General features: G+C 66.0%; 17 protein-coding genes and 1 pseudogene. 4 read left to right on the top strand and 14 right to left on the bottom strand.

What is annotated here, in order from left to right; translation table 11 throughout:
• Positions 1-109: 109 nt before the first annotated feature.
• Positions 110-562: a hypothetical protein gene (locus GQY20_RS24675; RefSeq protein WP_157219807.1), complete on the top strand. Its 453-nt coding sequence runs from the start codon at positions 110-112 to the stop codon at positions 560-562.
• 40 nt (positions 563-602) lie between these two features.
• On the opposite strand, the gene GQY20_RS24670 is transcribed toward GQY20_RS24675, so the two are convergent.
• The 5 genes from GQY20_RS24670 to GQY20_RS24650 form a co-directional block, all read right to left on the bottom strand.
• Complete coding sequence (locus tag GQY20_RS24670; protein WP_157219806.1) at positions 603-992, bottom strand: nuclear transport factor 2 family protein; 390 nt, start codon at positions 990-992, stop codon at positions 603-605.
• 95 nt (positions 993-1,087) lie between these two features.
• A complete protein-coding gene (locus GQY20_RS24665; protein WP_157219805.1) occupies positions 1,088-1,936 on the bottom strand; it encodes a helix-turn-helix domain-containing protein in 849 nt (282 codons plus the stop codon).
• A gap of 154 nt (positions 1,937-2,090) precedes the next feature.
• Positions 2,091-2,384: a Dabb family protein gene (locus tag GQY20_RS24660; RefSeq protein WP_157219804.1), complete on the bottom strand. Its 294-nt coding sequence runs from the start codon at positions 2,382-2,384 to the stop codon at positions 2,091-2,093.
• Between the two features lie 14 nt (positions 2,385-2,398).
• Positions 2,399-3,601, bottom strand: a complete 1,203-nt coding sequence (locus GQY20_RS24655) for an LLM class flavin-dependent oxidoreductase (RefSeq protein WP_198351184.1) — start codon at positions 3,599-3,601, stop codon at positions 2,399-2,401.
• 265 nt (positions 3,602-3,866) lie between these two features.
• Positions 3,867-4,664: a crotonase/enoyl-CoA hydratase family protein gene (locus tag GQY20_RS24650; protein ID WP_157219803.1), complete on the bottom strand. Its 798-nt coding sequence runs from the start codon at positions 4,662-4,664 to the stop codon at positions 3,867-3,869.
• Positions 4,665-4,832: 168 nt separating this feature from the next.
• Here GQY20_RS24650 and GQY20_RS24645 point away from each other — a divergent pair, with 168 nt between their 5' ends.
• Positions 4,833-5,807: an NAD(P)H-dependent flavin oxidoreductase gene (locus GQY20_RS24645; RefSeq protein WP_157219802.1), complete on the top strand. Its 975-nt coding sequence runs from the start codon at positions 4,833-4,835 to the stop codon at positions 5,805-5,807.
• An 80-nt stretch (positions 5,808-5,887) separates the two neighbouring features.
• Here GQY20_RS24645 and rsmD read toward each other — a convergent pair whose 3' ends face one another.
• The 3 genes from rsmD to GQY20_RS24630 are packed head-to-tail and all read right to left on the bottom strand — an operon-like array spanning position 5,888 to position 8,566.
• Positions 5,888-6,424 carry a 16S rRNA (guanine(966)-N(2))-methyltransferase RsmD gene (gene rsmD, locus GQY20_RS24640; RefSeq protein ID WP_157219897.1) on the bottom strand — a complete coding sequence of 179 codons (537 nt, stop codon included), beginning with the start codon at positions 6,422-6,424 and terminating at the stop codon, positions 5,888-5,890.
• Positions 6,425-6,426: 2 nt separating this feature from the next.
• A complete protein-coding gene (locus tag GQY20_RS24635; RefSeq protein WP_157219801.1) occupies positions 6,427-7,209 on the bottom strand; it encodes a pseudouridine synthase in 783 nt (260 codons plus the stop codon).
• Between the two features lie 49 nt (positions 7,210-7,258).
• A complete protein-coding gene (locus tag GQY20_RS24630; RefSeq protein WP_157219800.1) occupies positions 7,259-8,566 on the bottom strand; it encodes a dicarboxylate/amino acid:cation symporter in 1,308 nt (435 codons plus the stop codon).
• Positions 8,567-8,666: 100 nt separating this feature from the next.
• On the opposite strand from GQY20_RS24630, the gene GQY20_RS24625 reads away from it, so the two are divergent.
• Entirely contained in the window at positions 8,667-9,119 is a 453-nt protein-coding gene (locus GQY20_RS24625) for a response regulator (RefSeq protein ID WP_157219799.1), read from the top strand.
• 239 nt (positions 9,120-9,358) lie between these two features.
• Positions 9,359-10,681 (top strand): AmpG family muropeptide MFS transporter, encoded by a 1,323-nt coding sequence (locus tag GQY20_RS24620; RefSeq protein ID WP_157219798.1) that lies wholly within the window; start codon positions 9,359-9,361, stop codon positions 10,679-10,681.
• A gap of 138 nt (positions 10,682-10,819) precedes the next feature.
• Here the strand turns inward: GQY20_RS24620 and GQY20_RS24615 are convergent.
• The 6 genes and pseudogenes from GQY20_RS24615 to GQY20_RS24590 all read right to left on the bottom strand — a co-directional run bounded on the left by GQY20_RS24615 (position 10,820) and on the right by GQY20_RS24590 (position 16,178).
• Positions 10,820-11,147: pseudogene (locus GQY20_RS24615) on the bottom strand (DUF6628 family protein).
• Positions 11,148-11,299: 152 nt separating this feature from the next.
• Complete coding sequence (locus tag GQY20_RS24610; protein ID WP_157219797.1) at positions 11,300-12,628, bottom strand: bifunctional folylpolyglutamate synthase/dihydrofolate synthase; 1,329 nt, start codon at positions 12,626-12,628, stop codon at positions 11,300-11,302.
• Positions 12,629-12,662: 34 nt separating this feature from the next.
• Positions 12,663-13,514: an acetyl-CoA carboxylase, carboxyltransferase subunit beta gene (gene accD, locus GQY20_RS24605; protein ID WP_157219796.1), complete on the bottom strand. Its 852-nt coding sequence runs from the start codon at positions 13,512-13,514 to the stop codon at positions 12,663-12,665.
• Positions 13,511-14,329: a tryptophan synthase subunit alpha gene (gene trpA, locus GQY20_RS24600; RefSeq protein ID WP_157219795.1), complete on the bottom strand. Its 819-nt coding sequence runs from the start codon at positions 14,327-14,329 to the stop codon at positions 13,511-13,513. The genes accD and trpA overlap by 4 nt, the downstream gene beginning before the upstream one ends.
• Positions 14,326-15,537, bottom strand: a complete 1,212-nt coding sequence (gene trpB / locus GQY20_RS24595; protein ID WP_157219794.1) for a tryptophan synthase subunit beta — start codon at positions 15,535-15,537, stop codon at positions 14,326-14,328. The genes trpA and trpB overlap by 4 nt, the downstream gene beginning before the upstream one ends.
• Positions 15,534-16,178 (bottom strand): phosphoribosylanthranilate isomerase, encoded by a 645-nt coding sequence (locus GQY20_RS24590; protein ID WP_157219793.1) that lies wholly within the window; start codon positions 16,176-16,178, stop codon positions 15,534-15,536. The genes trpB and GQY20_RS24590 overlap by 4 nt, the downstream gene beginning before the upstream one ends.
• Positions 16,179-16,203: the final 25 nt, after the last annotated feature.

The raw sequence follows: 16,203 nt of genomic DNA, 5'->3' as shown, positions 1-16,203 counted from the left end.
TCTCGCTTAGGCTTGCAAGGCCTGTTACATGGCGGGCAGCCGGCGCCGAAGGGCGGCCGGAACATTCATGATCGGAATGCTAAAATTCCGACTTGAGGAGGAGAGGGCGATGCGGCGGTTCGTCATTGCGGCGACATGTGCGATGGTCGGCACGGGGGCCTATGCGGCCGACGGCCCGGGCGTCGGCAAGTGGATCTGGAGCGCCGAGGAATCCCACTATGAAACCGGTCACTATGCGACCCATCAGACGATGGAGATCACGCGCAACGACGACAGGGGCATCGCCGTATCCCAGCAGGTCACGCTGACCGACGGCAAGAGCTTCAGCTGGAATATCGACGCGCCATATGACGATAAGATGCGGCCCGCATCCAGTTGGATGTCCTTCGCGTTCAGCCGCATCTCGCCGACCGAATTTCGCGATCGCTACGTGATGAATGATACCGGCGTGAAGGGCGAGGAGGTCTTCACGATCACGCCTCGTAAGATCACGATCAAGGGCCATTCGTTCATGAACGGCAAGCAGCAAGATTATGTCGAGGTGTGGAACCGGGTCGAGTGATCCGGCCAGCGCCCATCCGACCCCGTCTTGCGCGGGGCGATCAGGCGAGGGTCAGGTAGATTTCCGCCTCGATTGCCCAGTCCGCACCACTCAAACGCCATTTGGCGCTGTAGAGTCCGGACGCTATCGGCTGTCCGCCTGACGCCGCGACACCTTGCCACTCGCCTTGCTCCAATGCGATCGGCTCGACCGGCGAGGCGGTAATGGCGGACGGCGTGCGGGTGTAGACGACGCGCTCCGCCGCCGCGAACTCCCGCTTCCAGGCCGCCAGTTGCGCCTTGCGGCCGGAGAGCAGCGCGCTGTCCGTACCAGTGACGAGGATGGCGTTCGGCGCGAGGAGGGGCCCGATGGCAGCAAGATCCGCCTCGGCGAGCGCCCGGTTGAAGGCCGCGCGGCGCAGGCGGATCGCGAGATCGGCAGAGGATGACATGGAGGTTTCCGCGCAGGATGAGAAAAGCGTCCTATCGACTGGGAACGCGCCGCTGTCGATGCCGATCGCTTTCCCTGCCAAATGGCGCATGGTTCTTACGCCGTGCCGGCAACTGCCTCCCGCCGCGTGGCGCGATAGCTGCGCGGCGTCATCCGCGTGGCGACGCGGAAGGCGGTCGAGAAATTCGCCGGATTGGCATAGCCGAGCCGATAGGCGATTTCCTTGAGCGGCAGGTCCGTCTCTGCAAGCAGCATCTCAGCGCGGCGCATCCGCCAGTTGGCGAGATATTGGCCGACCGTCTGGCCGGTGCTTCGCAGGAACAGCCGCCCGAAATAATGGGTGCTGAAGCCGCACAGCCGCGCCACGTCGCTCACCGAAGGAAAGCCGACCTCGATACCCGCCAGATAGTCTTCGATCATCTTGAGATGCTGAGGCGAAAGCCCGCGTTTTTCCGATCGGTCGCCTTGCCGGATCGCGCGTATGCTCTCGATCAGCAGGGTCAGCGCCATGGATTCGATCAGCGTGTCGCCCGCGAAGCCCGGATTTTGCAGCTCGCGCAGGATACGGCGGAGCAGCACATGCACGGTCGCGTCCTCGACGCGCAATGCCCGCGTCAATTCTTCCGGGGTCAGCGCGCTCAGGCATTCCGCCATCTCGCCGCGCGGTGGATCGAAGACGCAGCGCAGCGCGCGGATATGACCGCCCGGACCCCGGCCGATCACTTCGCGATGCGGCGCCGTCACCAGAACCGTGCCGATCGGCTGCCAGTCTCCATCGGGCAGGGCGCGGTCGCGTCCCTCCGCCTCAAAGCCTTCGCGAGACAGCAGCATGCTGACGATCAGCTTGTCGTACACCCAGCTCGAACCGTCATGGTCCGGTATCTCGCCTTCCAGCAGTTCGACGGCGCAGCTCCCCGTCTCCTTGCGCGCCATGGTCTGCAGCATCCGCCTCTCCCGTTTTATCGTCGGCCGCGGGTGCAAATCTAAACCAGCTTCATCGCATGCGGGCACCCTTAGCCGCCTTCAAAACGGCATCCACCCATCACACTGAGGCCCGATTTGTGGCTGCGGCCCGAAAGTGCAGCGGACCGCGGGGCGTTCAGAACTGCGCCGTGCTGTAATCGAGCATATGGGCGCCCAGCACGGGGAAGATCACCTCGCCATGCGCGGGGTGCACCGAATAGCGCCGGAACGCCTCCTCATCCTCGAAGGTGGCCTGGATGGCCAGATCGGCATTGCCTTCGAGCAGGCCGCGATCGCGGCCGACCTGCATGGAGAGGATGCCCGGGATGAGCCCCGGCAGGCTCAGATAGGCCTGCTCTATGCGCTGCTGCATCTGCGGCGTCACGCTGGCCGGATCCTTGTAGCGGATCAGGCAAAGATGGCGGATCATCGCACGCTCTCCCGTCATTCCGCCGCCCTGTTCCGCCGCGCGACTTCCTCCTCATGCGCGCGGATCGCCTCCTGGATGCCACCCACATAGGATGTCATGAAGCGGTCGGCATTCGCCGCAGCCCATTCGAGCGACGGGCCGCGATTGCGGTTCGCGGTCTGGAAATGCGGCATCACATGGCGGGCGAACAGCTCGTAGCTTTTCTTCGTCGCCGTGAAGTCGGCGGCATTGTGGGCCAACGACAAGAAGGCGCCGAAGCCGCCCGACTGCTCCTCGAGCTTTCGGATATGCGCGATGAGATCGTCGGGCGTGCCGACCACGCCGACACCGAATGCGCCGAGCCCGCCCGACGTCCAGATGCTCAGCGCCTCCTCGAAGCTCGATGCGACCGGGAAGGCGCTGCCGCCGAACTTCCGGAAATAGCGCATCATGTCCATCAGCCCGAAGCGCAGATCCTCCAGCGCCTGTTCGCGCGTCTCGGCGATGTGGAAGGGGGTGACGATCCGCCAGTTGGCGCGGCTGACCTGCCGGCCATGCTCGCGCGCCTTCTCCTCGCAGATCGACCAATGGTTGGCGAGCTGGCGGAAACCCTCGGGGCTGGAGGCGGCGACGGAGATCATGCCGATGCCATATTTTCCGGCGGCCCGCGCGCCGGTCGGCGAGATGGCGGAGGCGACCGCCATCTCCACCGTCGGCGCCTGATAGGGCAGGATCTGGCAGCGCGCCTCGCGCAGCGTGAACCAGTCGGTCTCGCGGGTGCACGTCTCGCCGTTCAGCAACCGCACGAGGCAGTCGAGCGATTCGTCCATCTTGCGGCGCAGGGTCGCGGGATCGATGCCCATCATATAGGCGTCGGCGACGAGCTGGCCCGGCCCCACGCCGAAGATCAGCCGCCCGCGCAGATGGTGATCGAGCTGCGCGATGCGATCGGCCAGCACCAGCGGATGATGATAGGCGAGCGAACTCACCCCTGTGGCGAGGCGGATGTGCCGGGTGCGCTCGCCGGCGATCGCCAGGAAGACTTCGGGCGAGGCGATGCACTCATAGGCGCCCGAATGATGCTCGCCCACCCAGGCCTCGTCATAGGTGAGCCGATCCAGCCATTCGATCAGCTCGAAATCCCGCTCGAAAGCGAGCGTCGGGTTCACCGCCTCCGAATGGAAAGGGGCGAAGAACGCGCCGAAACGCATACGCCCGCCGTTGCTGCCGTGGTCCAAGATGCCGGCTCCTCTTCCTGTGCCGGATGATCCTGTGACAGAAACATTTCTATCGCAATGTTTTCGGATTGTGGCGTTCGGGCTTCGCGCGATTTGCCTCCCGCGTCCCAGCTGAAGCCGGCATCACTCTCGACGGGCAGCCGGATGATTGTGGAGAGCGTCCCAGATTGCACTGGGGTGACGAAGAAGAACGCGCTTCAAATCAATGAAGCGCGAATGCCGTAGCGCAGGCGGGAGGGGGAACGCCTGTCGCCATCCAACGACGCTATCTGCCCTCGAAGCGCGCAGGACGCCGTTCGATCATCGCGTTCACACCTTCCATATGATCGGCGGTCTGGTGGGCGATCGCCTGCACCGCCGCGCTCATCTCCATGACCGCGTCGTAGCTCGCGCTCTGCCCCTGTCGAAGCAACGACTTGGTGAGGCGCAGTGCGTGCGGGGGCTGCTGGGCGATCGCTTCTGCCATCGCCATCGCCTCGTCGATCAGCCTGTCGGCAGGCACCACTTGGCTCACAAGCCCCCAGCGTTCCGCCGTCGCGGCGTCGATCGTCTTGCCGGTGTAGAGCAGCTCCGCCGCCCGGCTCATGCCGATCACGCGCGGCAACAGCCAGGATCCGCCGTCGCCCGGCACCAAGCCGATCTTCAGGAAGGTGGCGCCGAAGACGGCGCTGTCCGCCGCGATGCGGATGTCGGTCATGCAGGCGACATCGCAGCCGAGGCCGATCGCCGCGCCGTTGATCGCCGCGATCGAGGGTACGTCGAGGCCGTAGAGCGAACGCACGACCATGTGGATGTTGCGCCGATAGCCGTCGCGGACGGCGACCCCGCCGCCGGCGAACGCGCCCACCCGGTCCCGCATCGCCTTGAGGTCGCCGCCCGCCGAAAAGGCCTTGCCGGCGCCAGTCAGTATGACGCAGCGAATATCCTGGTCCGCGTTGATCGCTTCGCATACGGCACGCACCTGCTCGCCATCGCCCTCGCGGCCGAGCGCGTTGAGCACCTCCGGCCGGTTCAGCGTCAGCAGCGCGACATGGCCGCGTTTTTCCAGGGTCAGCAGCGTCATGGCGGTGTTCGATCCTCCCAGTCTCTCCGGGAAGCCGTACCGGTCGCCCGGTCCGGCCGCAACGTGCACGCGATTTCACATCCGGACACCGGCTGACACAGGTTTCGTCCGATTTACCCGGCCGACGCAGCGACTATGCCGAAACCTGTGGCAGCAGGGCAGGGACGAATGATCAGGACGCGTTTCACCGAGCTTCTCGGCATCGAGCATCCGATCGTGCAGGGCGGCATGATGTGGGTCGGCCGCGCCGAACTGGCTGCCGCGGTGTCCGATGCTGGCGGCCTGGGGCTGATCACCGCACTGACCCAGCCGACGCCGGACGATCTGCGCCGCGAGATCGATCGCTGCCGCGCGATGACGGACAAGCCGTTCGGCGTGAACCTGACACTGCTGCCGTCGCTCAATGCGCCCAACTATGTCGAATATTGCCGTGCGATCGTGGAAAGCGGGATCCGCATCGTCGAGACTGCAGGGCACAAGCCCAAGGAATATGTCGACAATCTCAAGAGCCACGGCGTCACCATCATCCACAAATGCACCTCAGTGCGCCATGCCCTCTCCGCGCAGCGCATGGGCGTCGACGTGATCTCGATCGACGGTTACGAATGCGCCGGCCATCCGGGCGAGGACGATATTCCCGGCCTGATCCTGATTCCCTGCGCGGTCGACGCGCTCGATATCCCGATCATCGCCAGCGGCGGTTTCGGCGACGGCCGCGGCCTGGTCGCCGCCCTGGCGCTGGGCGCGGAGGGGATCAACATGGGGACGCGCTTCTGCGCGACTGCGGAGGCGCCGATCCACGACAATATCAAGCAGTTCATCGTCGCCAATGACGAGCGATCGACCAATCTCATCTTCCGCAAGTTCCACAACACGGGCCGCGTCGCCAAGAATGGCGTGTCGGACAAGGTGGTCGAGCTGTCGGCGCGGCCCGATGCGGTGTTCGAGGACGTCGCCGATCTGGTGAAGGGGGCCAAGGGCCGCCACGCGCTGGAGACGGGCGAGATCGAAGCGGGGCTCGTCTGGGCCGGCCAGGTGCAGGGCCTGATCCACGACGTGCCGACCTGCCGGGAACTGATCGCAAGAATCGTCGGCGAGGCGGAGCAGATCATCCATCAGAGGCTGGCACGCTTCGCGGCTTGAACCTGGCCGACCTCGCGTCATCCCGCAGAGGCCGGGGTCGTTCTGCGCTACCGTGACAGGGCATATCGAACGTTCGATATTTACGCACAGCGCAGCAGGGTGAGCTTCGCCTTGCCATGGCGGCGTTCGGTCTCGACAGTCCAGCCGCTTGCCGATACCGGTTCCTCGCGTCCGGTCTCGATGCTGGCCCAGGCGCCGGGCGCGGCCCAGCCAAGACGGGTCAGCCGCTCGATCAAGGCGCCGCCGCCGCCGCTCGCATAGGGCGGATCGAGCAGCAGCAAATCGCAGGGTGTGGCGATGGCACCGAGCGATGCCACCGCGGCCGGGCGGATGTCGGCCGAAGCGCCGAGCTTGGCGACATTGGTGCGGATCGCCTCGATCGCCGCGCGATCCTGATCGACGAAGATGCAGTGCGCCGCGCCGCGTGACAGCGCTTCAAGGCCCAGCGCACCGGTGCCGGCGAAGAGGTCCGCGACGCGCAAGCCTTCGAAGCTGCCCAGTCGGCTGGCCAGCATCGAGAACAGCGCCTCGCGCGCGCGATCGCTCGTCGGGCGGGTGGTTTCGCCCTTGGGGGCCACCAACGCTCGTCCGCGCCATTGGCCGGCGATGATGCGCAGGCTCATTTCAACGTCTTGCGGAAGGCGATCAGATCGTGCTGGCGTATCTCGTCGACCGCGCCGACGGGGATGTCCGCGAGCGGAAAGGGGCCGTAGGCGGTGCGGATCAGCCGCGAAACCTTGAGGCCGAGATGCTCGAGCACCCGGCGGACTTCGCGATTCTTGCCCTCGGCGAGCTTGAGCTCGATCCAGACGTTCGCGCCGGTGCGCCGTTCGAGATTGGCGTCGATCGATCCGTAGCGCACGCCGTCGATCTCGATCCCCTCGATCAGATCTTCCAGCTGCGCCTGGCTCACCTCGCCATAGGCGCGGGCGCGATAGGTGCGCTCGACGCCGGTCGACGGCAGCTCGAGCTGGCGCTTGAGGCCGCCGTCGGTGGTGAGCAGCAGCAGCCCTTCGGTGTTGAGATCCAGCCGGCCGACCGGCATCACCCGCGGCAGCTCGGGCGGCAATTTGTCATAGATGGTGGGCCGGCCCTTGGGATCGCGTTCGGTGGTCAGCAGGCCGGATGGCTTGTGATAGCGGAACAGCCGTGCCGGGGCCGGCGGCTTCACCGGCTTGCCGTCCACGGTCACGCCGTGCAGCGAGGTGACGATGGTGGCGGGCGTCTCGAGCGCGACGCCGTCGATCGCGACGCGGCCCTCCGCGATCATCCGCTCGATCTCGCGGCGCGAGGCGATGCCGGCACGGGCAAGGAGCTTGGCGATCCGCTGCGGCTCGCGCTTGCCCGCGCGCAGCGGACGATCGGGCTCGCGTCGGGGAGCATCGGGAGAGGGCTTGGGCATGGCGATGCCCATAGAGCGGTTTCGCCGAACCGTCATGCGCGAACTTGGCTCAGGGCTCCAGGTCGAGCCCCTTCCTGCCTCGGTGCGGCGTATGCGCGGGCGCATGCGGGGGCTCGATCTCGGCGGGTTCGAGCACCTCGATCGAGCCTTCCCATTTGGCGACGACGGCGCTCGCCACCGCATTGCCGATCACGTTGGTGGCGGATCGTCCCATGTCGAGGAAATGGTCCACCGCCAGGATCAGGAGCAGCCCTGCCTCCGGAATGTTGAAGAAACCCAGCGTGGCGGAGATCACCACCAGGCTGGCGCGCGGCACGCCGGCCATGCCCTTGCTCGTCACCATCAGCAGCAGCAGCATGGTGATCTGCTGTCCGATGCTGAGTTCGATCCCATAGGCCTGCGCGATGAAGATCGTCGCGAAGGTGCAGTACATCATCGAGCCGTCGAGATTGAACGAATATCCCAGCGGGAGCACGAAGCTGGCGATGCGGCGCGGCACGCCGAACCGGTCGAGCGCTTCCAGCGTGCGGGGAAAGGCGGCTTCGGAAGAGGCGGTCGAGAAGGCGAGCAGCACGGGCTCGCGCAGATAGCGCACGAGCAGCTGCGCCCTCGGCCCGACGATCAGCCGCGCAGCCGCGATGAGGACGATCCACAGCAGGATCAGGCCCAGATAGAAGCCGCCCATGAAGTATCCGAAGGTGCCGAGGATCGATGGTCCTTCCTTGGCGACGGCTGCCGAGACCGCCGCAAAAACCGCGAAGGGCGCGGCGCGCATGACATAGTCGGTGATCTGCAGCATCACCTGGGCCAGCGCCTCGATCCCCTTCACCAGCGGCGCGGCCTTTTCGCCGATCGCGGTGATGGCGACGCCCATGAAGATGGAGAAGACGACGATCTGCAATATCTCGTTGTTCGCCATCGCCTCCGCGATCGACTTGGGCACGAGATGCGTCACGAAATCCTTGAGCGTGAAGCTGGCGCTTTCGACGCCGCTGGCGGCGCCGCCGGCGGGCAGGGCGAGATGGAGGCCGATGCCCGGGTTCAGCAGATGGACGAGGATCAGGCCGAGCGTCAGTGAGACGATGCTGGCGCTGACGAACCACAGGATCGCGCGCAGGCCGATCCGGCCCAGGGCGCCGGTATCGCCCATATGTGCGATGCCGACGACCAGCGTGGAGAAGACCAGCGGGGCGATGATCATCTTGATCAGGCGCAGGAAAAGATCGGTGACGATCGAGAAATGATCGGCGATCGCGACCAGGGTCGCGTGATCCGCGATCGTCGCATTCAGCGCCCACCCCGTCGCGATGCCGAGCGCGAGGCCGGCCAGGATGAACCATGTAAGCTTCTTCGCCAAACGTTCAGCCTTTCGTCAGCACTCTTTCGCCATATCCCTCGTCGACCGGAAACATGGTTTTGGTCAAGCGTTGGGACAAAGCGTAACGACCGGGGTATCGATGGCGTTCGGATTGAGACGGCAGCATCGCAAGTATGTGAAGACGGTGCTGATCGTCGAGGACGAGCCGTTGCTGGCTTTCGATACCGAACATATCCTGACCGAGGAAGATTATGGCGTCGTCGGCGTGGTCGACACCGTTGCCGAGGCGGTCGCGCTCCTCAGCGGTTTTGCGGTCGATCTCGTTCTGGCGGACGTGAGACTGTCCGGAAGCGATGGCGGTATCGAGGTGGCGCGGGAAGCGCACGCACGCGGAGTGCCCGTGCTCTTCGTCAGCGGCAACTGCCCGATCGACGCGCGGGCGCTCGCGATCGGTTGCCTCGCCAAACCCTATCGTCCGCGTGATCTGCTGGCCGCGCTCGACGCGATCGACATTCTGCTCGCAGGCGAAGTGCCGAGGCGCCTGCCACGTTCGCTCAGCCTCTATCCGCGCACCGCAGCTGCCGGCAGCTGATCGCGGCGGCGACACGGCCCTGCTTTCGACGATGCCCGTCGGCTGTTCGTCGAAACGAAAATGAATTTGGGACGTTATGAGCGTCAGGTGCGGCCGGGATGATCCCGGTCGTGGTGATGACGAAGACCGAGTTCCTTGCAAGGGAGCGGAACGCCTCCGAACATTGGTTCGGAGGCGTTTTGTTTGGAGGGTTCTCAAAAGAGATTCAAAGTCTCGCCGCGCGCCACTAAGGTCCCGCCATGACAGAGACAGCAAAAGCCGCCGGATGGCGCGCAACCTTGCCCGCCGCCGTGCGGCCTTATGTTGAACCTGCCCCGCTGGCTGCCCTGTTTCTCGGCCTTTCGTCCGGTTTCGGCTATGCGATGATCGCGTCGACGCTGGCGAGCTGGCTGTCGGACGAAGGGATCGACATCAAGCAGGTCACCGCCTTCGCCCTCGTCATCCTGCCCTATAACTTCAAGTTCCTGTGGGCTTGGATCATCGAAGGCGTGAAGCTGCCGCTGCTGCACCGCCTCGGCCAGCGCGTGTCCTGGATGCTGGTGGCCGGTGTGCTGATGATGGTCGCGCTCGCCAATCTCGCCGCACATCCGCCGTCCGCGGATCTGGCGGCGACGGCTGTCGCAGCGCTGCTGGTCGGTATCGCGGGCGCGACCTACGATATCGTCATCGACGGTTATCGCATCGAACTGCTCCCGCCGGAGCAACTCGGTGTGGGCGCGGGCATGTCGCAATATGGCTGGCGGATCGGCGCGAGCGCGGCAGGCGCGCTCGCCCTGGTGGTGGCGCAGAGCTGGAGCTGGCAGGCGGCCTATCTCGTCTGCTCGGGCTTCGCATTGTTCGGCATGGCCACCGCGCTGATCATGGGCGAGCCGAAGCGTCACGAGGAGATCAGCGCCCGCCGGCCCATGGCGGAAATCGGCCGAGCCGTGATCGGCCCGTTCGTCGAGTTCTTCCAGCGGCGCGGTGCGCTCGTGATCCTGCTCTTCATCATCCTCCACAAGATCGGCGACACGCTGGCCAACCTGACCTTCCGCCCGTTGTTCAAGACGCTCGGCTACACCAAGAACGAGATTGCGCTGTTCGATGTCGGCGTAGGTTTCTGGGCGTTGCTGATCGGCGTGTTCGTCGGCGGCATCCTCTATGCCCGGATGGGGCTGAAGCGCTCGGTGCTGTTCAGCCTCGTCCTCATGATGGTCTCGAACCTGAGCTTCGCCGGGCTCGCGCTGGTCGGCCATTCCAATGCGGCCATGGCGGGGGCGATCGGCTTCGAGAATTTCGCGAGCGGCATCGGCGGGGTGACGGTGGTCGCTTATTTCTCCGCCTTGTGCGACCTGCGCTTCACGGCTGCCCAATATGCGCTGATCTCCGCCGCGGCCAGCATCGTCGGTCGGGTCGTCACCGGCACGACGGCCGGCACGCTGATCGATGCGATGGGTTTCGTCGAATTCTACATCTTCACGACAATCATCGCCTTGCCCGGCATCCTCTTATTCTGGGTGATGATGCGGATGGGCCTGATCGAGGATTCTCTCGGCACCGCAGGCGCCGAACCGGCTTCCTGAAAAAATACCCTCTCCCCGGCTGGAGAGTGCCGGGGAGAGGGTGAGCTCAGCCATCGGTTCCGTCCCTCGTCGGAACCGGGGCGTTCGCTCGAGTTAAGCGGCGCGGGGAGTCATGGGAGGCGCCGCTGGAGAGCCGGTTCAAAAGGTCAGGTCGGTCACCGCCTCGCCCAGCGCTTCGGCGCTGGTCAGGGCACCGAGGCACAAGGGGGTGCCCAGCAGATCCTCGAGTGCGTTGTGCGCTTCGAAACGGTCGCGAGGCGCGGCGGTGATCGCGTGCATCAGCATCGCTTCGTCCCTGGTCATCCGCGGGCAGCAACAGGGCGCCACGACGATCTTGCGCGCCGAGGCGCGCGAAAATCTCCGCCATCAGCGCACGCAGCAGGATAAGCGGCCGGCGATAGGAAAGGCCGAAGCCAGTCAGGCAGGCATGGGCGGCATGCGCATCGTTGAGCCCGTGCGCTGCCATCCGGCGGATTGCGAGCAGGAGCAGACGTGAACGCTCCTCAGGCGGGGCAGCGAAGGGCAGGACGGCTGCGAAATCGTCGCGCGGCATGCGGAACTCCTCTCTGGGCTGCGACCAAAGAAGCATGTTCGCTATTGCAAGTCAATCGCAATAAATCAGTCGGGGATTTCCTCGTTGAGTGCGAGTACCGCGCCCGCGAGGTAGAGCGAGCCGAGGATCAGCACGACCGGCGGTTGTGCCCGATCGGCGTGGCGGCCGATCCAGTCGATTGCCTGTTCCGGCCCGCCGGCCGTCAGCCCCACCAGGCCGGCGCCGCGCGCGGCGGCTGCCAGCGCGGTTGGCTGATGATGATCGTGGTTCGGCACCGGCACGGCATGGACGGTCGCGGTTCGGCCGCCGAAAGGCCGGAGCACGCCAGCCGGATCCTTGTTCGCCAGCATTCCGAGAATGATGTGGAAGGGTCGGCCCGCCGCGACATGGCCGCGGAAGAAATCGGCGATGGCCCGCGCGGCGGCGGGATTGTGGCCTCCGTCCAGCCACAATTCCGACCCCTGAGGGAGCCGTGCGTGGAGGGGGCCGCTGCCGAGCCGTTGCAGACGGGCCGGCCATTCCGCCCAGCCCATCGCCGCGCGATAGGCCGAATCGGGAATGTGGATCGCATCCTGATGGCGCATCATCGCGACGGCGAGCGCGGCGTTCATCGCCTGGTGGCTTCCGGGCAACCGCGGCAGCGGCAGATCGAGCTTTCCCGTCTTGTCGCGATAGTGCAGCCGCTTCTGATAGGCGGCGGCATCCCAGACGCCACCTTTGGCGAGCCAGTTCGCGCCTTTGGCCATCACGACCTCGCCGATGCGCTGCGCCAGGCTCGCCGGATAATGCATGGTGACGAGCGGCACGCCGCGCTTGGCGATGCCGGCCTTCTCGGCGGCGATGTCCTCGGCCGTGTCGCCGAGAAAGGCCTGATGATCGAGGCCGAGCTGTGCGATTCCGGTGACGGCCGGGGCCTCGATCACGTTGGTCGCATCCAGCCGTCCGCCGAGGCCGACCTCGAGGATGCAGGCATCCGCCGGCTCGCGCGCGAAAGCGAGGAATGCGGCGGCGGTCGTTACTTCGAAGAAGCTGGCGCCGACATCGCTCCCGACGTCCAGCACCTCGCTGAGCAAGGGGGCGAGCGCCTCGTCCTCGATCAGGCGTCCCGCGATCCGGATGCGTTCGTTGAAGCGCACCAGATGGGGGCTCGTGAACACATGGGCGCGCAGCCCCGCCGCCTCGATCGCCGCGCGCAGATAGGCACAGACCGATCCCTTGCCGTTCGTACCAGCGACGTGGAAGATCGGCGGAAGGTCACGCTCGGGGTGGCCAAGCCGGTCGAGCAGCAGCGAGATACGCTCCAGCCCGAGAATGTCGGCGCCGGGCGAAAGCCGCCAAAGCCGGTCGAGCTGTGCCTGAACGGCGGGATCCGACGATGTCGCGTGGTCGGGCATTAGTCTCCCGTGGGTGGATTGAGACCGCGAAGCGTCACGCAGCTTTCGCGGGGGCGAGATAGCCGATGAGCTGGGCCAGCCGCGCACGCAGATCGTGGCGGTGGACGACCATGTCGATCATGCCGTGGTCCAGCAGATATTCGGCGCGCTGGAAGCCCTCGGGCAGCTTTTCGCGGATGGTCGATTCGATCACCCGCTGTCCGGCGAAGCCGATCAAGGCGCCCGGCTCGGCGATCTGCACGTCGCCGAGCATGGCATAGCTGGCGGTGACTCCGCCCGTCGTCGGATCGGTCAGCACGACGATATAGGGCAGGCCCGCCTCGCGCAGCTTGGCGATGGCGACGGTGGTTTTCGGCATCTGCATCAGGCTCAATATGCCTTCCTGCATGCGCGCGCCGCCCGCCGCGGTGAAGATGATATAGGGGCTGCGCTCCGCGATCGCCGCTTCCACTCCCGCGACGAACGCTGCGCCCACGCCGAGACCCATGGATCCGCCCATGAAGGCGAAATCCTGTATGCCGACGACGGCCTTATAGCCCTCGATCGTGCCTTTGGCGTTGATCAGGGCGTCCGTCTCCCCTGTGGCCGTGCGGGCGGCCTTGATCCGATCGGTATAACGTTTCGAATCGCGGAATTTCAGCGGATCCTCGGTTACCTGCGGGATCGGCAGCAGCGTGTAGACGCCGCTGTCGAACAGATCGTTGAAGCGCGCATCCGGGCCGATCCGGCCATGATGGTTGCACTTCGGGCAGACCGACTGATTTTCCTCATATTCCTTGACGAAGATCATCTGCCCGCAACCGGCGCACTTATGCCAGAGATTGTCGGGCGTCTCGCGCTTGGTGATCGACGCGATGGACTGACGGACGCGGTTGAGCCAGCTCATGCCGCCTTCTCCTGCCGGGCGCCGCGGATCGCCGCGCTCAAGGTGGATATATAGTCTTTCACCGGTCCGGGCGCACCCGCGCCATGCTGGCCGACCAGGTCGACGATCGCCGATCCCACGACGACGCCGTCGGCGACGCGCGCGATCGCCGAGGCCTGCTCGGGCGTGCGTACGCCGAAGCCGACCGCGACGGGCAGCGTCGTCGCCGCCTTGAGCCGCGCGACCGCGCTTTCGATCGAAGCTTGGGCGGCCTGCTGCAGCCCGGTGATGCCGGCGACAGAGACATAATAGAGGAAGCCCGAAGCGCCTTCGAGCACGGTGGGCAGGCGGGCGGCATCGGTGGTCGGTGTCGCGAGGCGGATCAGATCGATGCCGGCGCTGCGCAGCGCCGGCCCGAGCGCGTCATCCGCCTCGGGTGGCACGTCCACGCAAATCACGCCATCGATGCCCGCCTTCGCCGCCTCGGCCGCGAACCACAGCGGCCCGCGCCGGACCATCGGATTGGCGTAGCCCATCAGGACGAGTGGAAAATCGGGATGCCGCTTGCGGAAATCGGCAGCGATTTCGAGGAGCTTGATCGTCGTCGTTCCCGCGCCGAGGGAGCGAAGATTGGCTCTCTGGATGGCGGGGCCGTCGGCCATCGGATCGGTGAACGGCATGCCGAGCTCGATCACGTCCGCGCCGCCTGCGACGAGCGCGTCGAGGATCGCGGGGGTCGCCTCGGGTGTGGGATCGCCGCCGGTGACGAAGGTGACGAGCGCCGCGCGATCTTCTGCTGCGCAACGGGTGAAGGTGGAAGAGAGGCGCGTGGTCACAGCTTCACCCCCAGCGAGTCCGCCACCGTGAAGATGTCCTTGTCACCGCGTCCGCTGACGTTGACGACGACGATCTTGTCCTTGTCCAGCGTCGGCACGATGCGTTCGGCGACGGCCAGCGCATGGGCAGATTCGAGCGCGGGGATGATGCCTTCCAGCTTGCACAGCGTCTGGAAGGCGGCCAGCGCTTCGTCGTCCGTGCACGGTTCGTAGGTCACCCGGCCATTTTCGTGCAGCCAGCTATGCTCCGGCCCGATGCCAGGATAGTCGAGCCCGGCCGAGATGGAATGCGCCTCGGTGATCTGGCCGTCCTCGTCCTGGAGTAGATAGGTGCGATTGCCATGCAGCACGCCGGGGCTGCCGCCTGCCAGGCTCGCCGCATGCTGGCCCGTCTCGATGCCATGGCCCGCCGCCTCGACGCCGATCATCGCCACGTCGGGATCGTCGAGGAAGGGATGGAACAGCCCGATCGCGTTGGACCCGCCGCCCACCGGCGCGATCAGCAGGTCGGGCAGCCGGCCCTCCGCCTCCAGCATCTGTGCGCGGGTTTCGACGCCGATCACCGACTGGAAGTTGCGCACCAGCTCCGGATAGGGATGCGGGCCGGCGGCCGTGCCGATGATGTAAAAAGTGTCGTGGACGTTGGCGACCCAGTCGCGCAGCGCCTCGTTCATCGCGTCCTTCAGCGTCTTCGCGCCGGATTCGACCGGACGGACCTCCGCGCCGAGCAGGCGCATGCGGAAGACGTTGGGCTGCTGCCGGGCGACGTCCACCGATCCCATGAAGATGGTGCAGGGCAGGCCGAAGCGCGCGGCCACCGTCGCGGTAGCGACACCATGCTGGCCGGCGCCGGTCTCGGCGATGATCCGCGTCTTGCCCATCCGGCGGGCGAGCAGGATCTGGCCGATGCAGTTGTTGATCTTGTGCGCGCCGGTGTGGTTCAGCTCCTCGCGCTTTAGATAGACCTTCGCGCCGCCAAGATGCTCGGTCAGGCGCTCGGCGAAATAGAGCGGGCTCGGCCGGCCGACATAATGGGTCAGCAGCGAGCGGAATTCCGCGTCGAATGCCGGATCGGCCTGCGCGGCGCGATATTCGCGCTCCAGGTCGAGGATCAGCGGCATCAGCGTTTCGGCCACATAGCGTCCGCCGAACTGACCGAAATGGCCGCGCTCGTCGGGCTGGGCACGCAGGGAGTTCTTGATGGTCATAGTCGTGCGACCGCTTGGAGGAAGCCGGCGATCTTGTCCACATCCTTGACTCCCGGCGCGCTTTCCACGCCGGAGGAGATGTCGACCAGCCGTGCGCCGGTGATGCCGACGGCTTCGGCGATGTTGTCCGTGTCGAGGCCGCCCGAAAGCGCCCAGGGCAGGGCATGAGAATGGCCGTTCAGCAGCTTCCAGTCGAAGCGCAGGCCGTTGCCGCCGGGCAGGTCGGCGCCCTTGGGCGGCTTGGCATCGTAGAGCAGCCGGTCCGCCGTGCCGCGATACAGGCGCCCCGCATCAAGATCGGCACGGGTCCGCACCGGGATCGCCTTCCACAGCTCGATGCCGGGATGCGCCCGGACGCGGTGGAGTAGCTCGGGCGGTTCGGCGCCATGGAGCTGGATGACGTCGAGCTTGGCGACCGCCAGCACATGCGCGACGAAGCCGGGATCCGGATCGACGAACAGGCCTACCCGCGCCACATGCGCGGGCACGCGGGCGGCCAGCCCACCCGCCTGCTCCGGCGTCACGTTGCGCGGGCTCTTCGGAAAGAAGACGAAGCCGACGTGCGACGCGCCGCCGCCAATGGCAGCATCGAGCGTGTCGAGCGTCGACAGCCCACAGATCTTGGCGGTGATTCGAGACATGGTCCGTATCTAGGCTCGCTTTCCC

The organism is Flavisphingomonas formosensis, assembly GCF_009755815.1.
Lineage (GTDB): Bacteria > Pseudomonadota > Alphaproteobacteria > Sphingomonadales > Sphingomonadaceae > Flavisphingomonas > Flavisphingomonas formosensis.
Note: the sequence above shows the minus strand (reverse complement) of the source record. Positions and strands in the feature narration are given on the sequence as shown.